At 63.6% G+C, this 6877-nt stretch carries 6 protein-coding genes and 1 pseudogene; 5 read left to right on the forward strand and 2 right to left on the reverse strand.

The genetic code is table 11. From position 1 onward, the window contains the following. The 4 genes and pseudogenes from EOA28_RS19505 to EOA28_RS19520 all read left to right on the forward strand — a co-directional run. A pseudogene (locus tag EOA28_RS19505) lies at nucleotides 1–228 on the forward strand (amino acid ABC transporter permease); the annotation flags it as partial. A gap of 4 nt (nucleotides 229–232) precedes the next feature. Continuing rightward, nucleotides 233–1390: an amino acid ABC transporter permease gene (locus EOA28_RS19510; RefSeq protein ID WP_127251313.1), complete on the forward strand. Its 1158-nt coding sequence runs from the start codon at nucleotides 233–235 to the stop codon at nucleotides 1388–1390. Between the two features lie 67 nt (nucleotides 1391–1457). Next, nucleotides 1458–2261 carry an amino acid ABC transporter ATP-binding protein gene (locus tag EOA28_RS19515; protein WP_127251314.1) on the forward strand — a complete coding sequence of 268 codons (804 nt, stop codon included), beginning with the start codon at nucleotides 1458–1460 and terminating at the stop codon, nucleotides 2259–2261. A gap of 282 nt (nucleotides 2262–2543) precedes the next feature. Further along, nucleotides 2544–3212 carry a TIGR02117 family protein gene (locus tag EOA28_RS19520; protein ID WP_127251315.1) on the forward strand — a complete coding sequence of 223 codons (669 nt, stop codon included), beginning with the start codon at nucleotides 2544–2546 and terminating at the stop codon, nucleotides 3210–3212. A gap of 31 nt (nucleotides 3213–3243) precedes the next feature. On the opposite strand, the gene EOA28_RS19525 is transcribed toward EOA28_RS19520, so the two are convergent. Beyond that, a complete protein-coding gene (locus tag EOA28_RS19525; RefSeq protein WP_127251316.1) occupies nucleotides 3244–4479 on the reverse strand; it encodes an FAD-dependent monooxygenase in 1236 nt (411 codons plus the stop codon). Nucleotides 4480–4486: 7 nt separating this feature from the next. Beyond that, complete coding sequence (locus tag EOA28_RS19530) at nucleotides 4487–4732, reverse strand: zinc-finger domain-containing protein (RefSeq protein ID WP_027169907.1); 246 nt, start codon at nucleotides 4730–4732, stop codon at nucleotides 4487–4489. A 249-nt stretch (nucleotides 4733–4981) separates the two neighbouring features. Here EOA28_RS19530 and EOA28_RS19535 point away from each other — a divergent pair. After that, a partial coding sequence (locus EOA28_RS19535; protein ID WP_128315168.1) for an RNA degradosome polyphosphate kinase occupies nucleotides 4982–6877 on the forward strand: 1896 nt, incomplete at its 3' end.

The raw sequence follows: 6877 nt of genomic DNA on the forward strand, positions 1-6877 counted from the left end.
GTCACCCCGCCGCTCACCAGCCAGTATCTCAACCTGACCAAGAACTCATCCCTGGCCATTGCCATCGGCTACCCCGATCTGACAGCCACCGCCGGCACCGTGCTGAACCAGACCGGGCAGGCGGTGGAGGGCGTGTTCATCATGATGGTCGCCTATCTGGTGCTGAGTCTCGTGACGTCCTTCGTCATGAACATCGTCAACGCCAGAATGGCGCTGGTGGAGAGGTAAGGCCATGCAGGAACACGACATGTCCTGGGTGCGCACCGAGATGGCGTTGGCGCAGCCGGCGCCGCCTACCGAACGCGGCGCCTATGCCTGGGTGCGCAAAAACCTGATCGGTTCGGTCGGCGACACCATCCTCACGGTGCTGGGCATCGCCATCGTGGTGTGGGTCTTGCCGCAAATCATCAACTGGGCCTTCATCAACGCCGTCTGGACCGGCCCTGACCGCACGGTGTGCACAACCGCTTCGCAAGGCGGCATCCAGCCCGACGGCTGGACCGGCGCCTGCTGGGCCTTCGTCAACGCCAAGTTCGGCCAGTTCATGTTCGGCACCTATCCGATCGAGGAGCGCTGGCGACCGATTCTGGTCGCCATCCTGTTCGTGGCGCTGCTGGTGCCGATGCTGATCCCGCGCGTGCCGCGCAAGGGACTGAACGCGCTTCTGCTCTTCGTGGCGCTGCCGGTTGTCGCCTTCGTCCTGCTTGTCGGCGGCGTGTTCGGCCTGCCGCATGTCGAGACCCCGCGTTGGGGCGGGCTGCTGGTCACACTCAGCCTGTCCTTCGTCGGCATTGCCGTGTCGTTGCCGATGGGTATCGTGCTGGCGCTCGGTCGGCGTTCGAAGATGCCGATCATCAAATGGCTATGCGTCGTCTTCATCGAGACGGTACGCGGCATTCCGCTGATCACGGTGCTGTTCTTCGCCAGCGTCATGCTGCCGCTGTTCCTGCCGGAAGGCGTCAGCTTCGACAAATACCTGCGGGCCCTGATCGGCGTGTCGCTGTTTGCCGCCGCCTATATGGCGGAAGTGATCCGCGGCGGCCTGCAGGCGATCCCCAAGGGCCAGTATGAAGGCGCCGACTCGCTCGGCCTCGGCTACTGGCAGAAGATGGGCCTGATCGTGCTGCCGCAGGCGCTGAAGCTGGTCATCCCAGGCATCGTCAATACCTTCATCGGTATGCTCAAGGACACCAGCCTGGTCCTGATCATCTCGATGTTCGACCTGCTCGGCGTGGTGAAGCAGAACTTCGCCGACCCCAACTGGGCGACGCCGCAGACCCCGAAGTCCGGCCTGATCTTTGCCGCCTTTGTTTTCTGGCTGCTGTGCTTCGGCATGTCGCGCTATTCAATGTACACCGAACGCCGGCTCGACACCGGCTACAAACGCTGAGGCATGTCCCAAAACTGTGGAGCGATTTTAGGACATGCATCAAACACAACGATAAGGGGAATTGGCCATGTCCACCGAAAACGCCGTCAGCGCGGAAGACCTGAAGGTCGATGCCAAGAAGATGCACATCTCGACCACGGATGTCGCCATCGACATTGTCGGCATGCACAAATGGTATGGCGAGTTTCACGTCCTGAAGGACATCAACCTCAAGGTCATGCGCGGCGAGCGCATCGTCATTTGCGGTCCGTCCGGCTCCGGCAAGTCGACCATGATCCGCTGCATCAACCGGCTGGAAGAGCATCAGAAGGGCAAGATCATCGTCGACGGCAAGGAACTCACCAACGATCTGAAGAAGATCGACGAGGTGCGCCGCGAGGTCGGCATGGTGTTCCAGCACTTCAACCTGTTCCCGCATCTGACCATCCTGGAGAACTGCACGCTGGCGCCCATCTGGGTGCGCAAGATGCCGAAGAAGCAGGCTGAGGAAATCGCCATGCATTTCCTCAAGCGCGTCAAGATCCCCGAACAGGCCAACAAATATCCCGGACAGCTCTCCGGCGGCCAGCAGCAGCGTGTGGCGATCGCGCGCTCGCTGTGCATGAACCCGCGCATCATGCTGTTCGACGAGCCGACCTCGGCGCTCGATCCCGAGATGATCAAGGAAGTGCTGGAGACGATGGTGGGCCTGGCGGAAGAGGGCATGACGATGCTGTGCGTCACCCACGAGATGGGCTTCGCCCGCAAGGTCGCCAACCGCGTGATCTTCATGGATCAGGGCCAGATCGTCGAGCAGAACACGCCGGCCGAGTTCTTCGACCATCCGCGCCATGAGCGGACGAAACTGTTCCTGTCGCAGATCCTGCACTGAGCGGGAACAGTTTCCTGGGAGGTGGCTCGTGCCCGTGCCTTCGTCATCCTAGGGCGGAGCAAGGAGCGAAGCGACGCGCGCAGACCCTAGGATCCATGCCGTGACGCTAAGGCGTTGCGATGTTTGCAGAATTCTGCTCCGTCGCGCTCTACATCGCAGGTCACGGCATGGATCCTCGGGTCAAGCCCGAGGATGACGAAGTCACGAACGGCTTCGGCTAATCTCGGAAATAGCGATGAAAGCTTCGCATTTCATTTTTCTCGTCCGGACGTACCGCGCCCGATGAGAACAATCCTGCAATATCTGGCAATGCTCGTCGGAGCAGTGCTTCTTGCCGTCGCGCTCGGCGCGCTGGTGCCGCGCCCGCTCTGGTCCGCGGCGCAGGCCGAAGGCGAGGGGACACGGCGCATATTGGTGCTGAAGAACCCGATCCACACCGACATCGCTATCCCTCTGGATGACGGCGTTCGTCGGCGGTTTGCTTTCCTCGCCGATGCCGGTCTGCCGATGGATGCCCCGGATGCACGCTACATCGTCTTCGGCTGGGGCGGCCGCGCCTTCTATCTGGAGACGCCAACGTGGTCGCAATTGAAGGCCGCGCCGGTGTTGAAGGCGCTGACGCTCGACGCCTCGGTGATGCATGTCGATATTGCCGGCACGATCAAGGAGCTGCATCCGGATGTCGCCGGCTTCGACATCGACGAGGCGCATTTCGCGGCGTTGCTGGACTACATCACCGCGAGTTTCCGACAGGGCAAGGGCGAGCCTGTGGCCGTCGGGGATGCCGGCTACTCGGCCTACGACCGTTTCTACGAAGCCAATGGCCATTTCAACGCGCTGGTCGGCTGCAACACCTGGACGGCGGCGGGATTACGCGTCGCCGGCATTCGCACGGGATGGTGGAACCCGCTGCCGGTATCGCTTTGGTGGTCGATGGGATTGTATAACTGACGCAGTACCGTGAATCGAGTCCTCGGGCGCTCTACCCCTGCACCACCTTCCGTTCCTCCCAGCCATAAAGCCAGTCCAGGTCCGTGGCGAGCTTCTCCGGCGGCCGCGTCGCCAGCACCAGATTGCGGGCGACTGCCACCGGTCCCCAGGCGTGCCAGGTCAGCCGATTGAACGCGCCGCGTTTGAGCACCCTTTCGACGCGCGGCCGCCTGAGATTTTCCCAGACGGCGAGGCTGTGGGCCGGATCGCCGGGAAAATCGGCAACGAGATTGGCGAGCACTGAGGCGTCCTCGATTCCCATGGCCGCGCCCTGGGCCGCGAACGGCGTCATCGCATGCGCGGCGTCGCCGATCAGCGCGATGCCTTGCGGGACGGCCCAGCGCTGTTGCCGGACAGTGTGCATTGGAAACGCCGTCCACGACCCCGCCAGCGCGATGAGCTTTGCGAGCATCGTTGCGGTGCCACGCATGGCATTGGACAGGATGGCCGGGTCGGCATGGCCCGACCAGCCTTCCGCGATGCGTTCGCCTCTGGTGAAAGCGGCGAGGTTGACGGTGCGGCCCTTGCTCACGGGATAGGCGACCAAATGGAAGCCGGGATGCAGGAAGGTTGTGACGCAGCCCGCCACCCCGATCTCGGCAAATGCCTGCCCGGCGGGGCTGTCGACCGCCACGGTGGTGCGCCAGGCCAGTCGGCCCGAGAAGCGGCTTCTCGCGAAGGCGGAGTCCCGGGCCGCAAGCTGCGCGCGAACCGTCGACCAGACGCCATCGGCTCCAACCAGCAGGCCGGCTGCAATCGACGTGGTTTTGCCGTCGGCCTCTACCGTCGCGGTCACGCTTCGCTGGTCGGCGGCGATGCCTGTCACCCGCGCACCGGTAACGAGCTCGATATCCGACCGCCCTGCCATTTCCTCCGCCATGGCCGCCTGCAGGTCGGCGCGGTGCGCCACCAGATAGGGCGCGCCCCAGCGCTTCTCGGCCGCCTGTCCAAGCGGCACGCGGGCCAGCTCACGCAGGCTTTTCGCATCCTTCAGCACCACCGCTTCGGGCCGGACCGCGTTGGGCAACAGACGGTCGAGCACGCCAAGCCGGCGCAGGATGCGGGTTGCGTTGGGAGCCAGCTGGAGGCCGGACCCGGCCGCTTGGAGCTGCTTGGCCTGCTCGAACAATTTGACCGGCAAGCCGCGCTCAGCGAAGGCAAGTGCTGCCGTCAATCCGGCGATGCCGGCCCCGGCTATGACGACTTGCCGGGACCGTGCTTCAATCATGGTCGGCTCAGGCGGCCTGGTCGACATAGAGGCAGCCGGCTGGCTGCGTTTCTGTCGCCTTCAGCGACGGCGAATAGCGATAAAGCGTCGAGCAGTAGGGGCAGACCTTTTCATTGTCGTCACCCATGTCGAGGAACACGTGCGGGTGATCGAAAGGCGGGTTGGCGCCGGTGCACATGAATTCCTTGACGCCGATCTCGATGACCGGATGGCCCGCGTCGTTCTGGAAATGGGGAATGCTACCGCCTGCCATCGTCGTCTCCAATCGGGTTCGGCCAGTGGGTGTGACCCGCCTGCATCTGGAGCATAACATGCCAGTTTGCAAGATCGATGAAATCAAACTGTCGCAAAAGGCTGGCAGAGGATAAGTTGAGCCGGTTAAGCGCGTGAGGCTGGCACGGAGCGATTCCGTGACGATCATGCGTCACAAAGAGATGTTAGGGCGTCGCCGGACGGCAAGATGCGGCGCTCCCTCGGGCGGTTGCGGGCAAGAGCGGGAAACATGAACGAACTGAAGCCGGTGCAGAGCGAGTTCATCACCGTCGAGGCGGCGAGCCCCGACGGCGGCAATCCCGACCGTTTCGTCAACCGCGAATTCTCCTGGCTTCAGTTCAATCGCCGCGTGCTGGAAGAGTCGCTCAACGATCATCATCCGCTGCTCGAACGCGTCCGCTTCCTGTCGATCTCGGCCGCCAATCTCGACGAGTTCTTCATGGTCCGCGTTGCCGGCCTTGCCGGTCAGGTGCGCGAAGGGATCGCGTTGAAGAGCCCGGATGGCCGCACGCCCGAGCAGCAGCTCGAGCAGCTGCTGCGCGAGGTCGAGCGCCTGCAGGAGGACCAGCAGAAGAGCCTCTCGGCGCTGATGGCCCTGCTCAACAAGGAAGGCATCGAAAGCATCACCCGCGACGCGCTGACCAAGGATGAGAAGACCTGGCTGGAGGAGCATTTCCAGGAACAGGTCTTCCCGGTGCTGACGCCGCTGTCGATCGACCCGGCGCACCCGTTTCCCTTCATCCCCAATCTCGGCTTTTCCATCGCCTTGCAATTGCGCCATCGCAAGAACGGTGAGGAGATGAGCGCGCTCTTGCGCCTGCCGGTTGCGCTCAGGCGTTTCATTCGCCTGCCGGACCGCAAGCGCCATGTGCGCTTCATCCCGCTGGAGGAGGCGGTCGGCCTCTATATCGGCAAGCTGTTCCCCGGCTATGAGGTCAAGGGCTCGGGCACGTTCCGCATCATCCGCGACAGCGATATCGAGGTCGAGGAAGAATCGGAAGACCTCGTGCGCCTGTTCGAGACGGCGCTGAAGCGGCGGCGCCGCGGTTCGGTGATCCGTATCGAGTTCGACACGCTGATGCCGGCGGAATTGCGCGATTTCGTCGCCGGCGAGCTCGGCGTCTCGGCGAGCCGCATCAGCGTGCTCACCGGTCCGCTGGCGCTCAACCAGATTTCCGAGATCGTCGCCATTCCGCGCGACGACCTGAAGTTCACCCCCTACAATCCGCGCTTTCCCGAACGCATCCGCGAGCATGGCGGCGACTGCCTGGCCGCCATCCGCGAGAAGGACATCATCGTCCACCACCCTTACGAATCCTTCGACGTGGTGGTGCAGTTCCTGCGCCAGGCCGCCGCCGACCCGGAGGTGGTGGCGATCAAGCAGACGCTCTACCGCACGTCGAACGACAGCCCGATCGTGCGCGCGCTGATCGACGCCGCCGAGGCCGGCAAGTCGGTGACCGCGCTGGTCGAGCTCAAGGCGCGCTTCGACGAAGAGGCCAATATCCGCTGGGCGCGCGACCTCGAACGCGCCGGCGTCCAGGTCGTGTTCGGCTTCCTGGAGCTGAAGACCCACGCCAAGATGTCGCTCATCGTACGCCGCGAGGACGGCCGGCTACGCAACTATGTCCATCTCGGCACCGGCAACTACCACCCGGTCACCGCCCGCATCTACACCGACCTGTCCTTCTTCACGACCGACCCGACGATCGCGCGCGATGTCGCGCAGATTTTCAACTTCATCACCGGCTATGCCGAACCGGCCGAGGAGATGCGCCTTGCTGTGTCGCCCTTCACGCTGCGCAACCGCATCCTGAAGCACATCGCCGAGGAGGTCGTCCATGCACGCGAAGGACGTCCGGCGCGCATATGGATGAAGATGAACGCGCTGGTCGACCCGATCGTCATCGACGCGCTCTACGATGCCAGCCGGGCCGGAGTCGAGATCGACCTCGTCGTGCGCGGCATCTGCTGCCTGAGGCCGCAGGTGCCGGGCCTTTCGGAAAACATCAGGGTGAAATCGATCGTCGGCCGCTTCCTCGAGCACAGCCGCATCTTCTGCTTCGGCAATGGCTACGGCCTGCCGTCGGACGAGGCGATCGTCTACATCTCGTCCGCCGACATG

The organism is Mesorhizobium sp. M2A.F.Ca.ET.067.02.1.1 (genome assembly GCF_004023285.1).
Classification (GTDB): domain Bacteria; phylum Pseudomonadota; class Alphaproteobacteria; order Rhizobiales; family Rhizobiaceae; genus Mesorhizobium.

Bases quoted from the DNA above. Each gene is read 5' to 3' on its own strand.
- EOA28_RS19520 (WP_127251315.1), top strand. From the start codon at position 2,544: ATGAGAACAATCCTGCAATATCTGGCAATGCTCGTCGGAGCAGTGCTT.
- EOA28_RS19515 (WP_127251314.1), top strand. From the start codon at position 1,458: ATGTCCACCGAAAACGCCGTCAGCGCGGAAGACCTGAAGGTCGATGCC.
- EOA28_RS19510 (WP_127251313.1), top strand. From the start codon at position 233: ATGCAGGAACACGACATGTCCTGGGTGCGCACCGAGATGGCGTTGGCG.
- EOA28_RS19525 (WP_127251316.1), bottom strand. From the start codon at position 4,479: ATGATTGAAGCACGGTCCCGGCAAGTCGTCATAGCCGGGGCCGGCATC.
- EOA28_RS19530 (WP_027169907.1), bottom strand. From the start codon at position 4,732: ATGGCAGGCGGTAGCATTCCCCATTTCCAGAACGACGCGGGCCATCCG.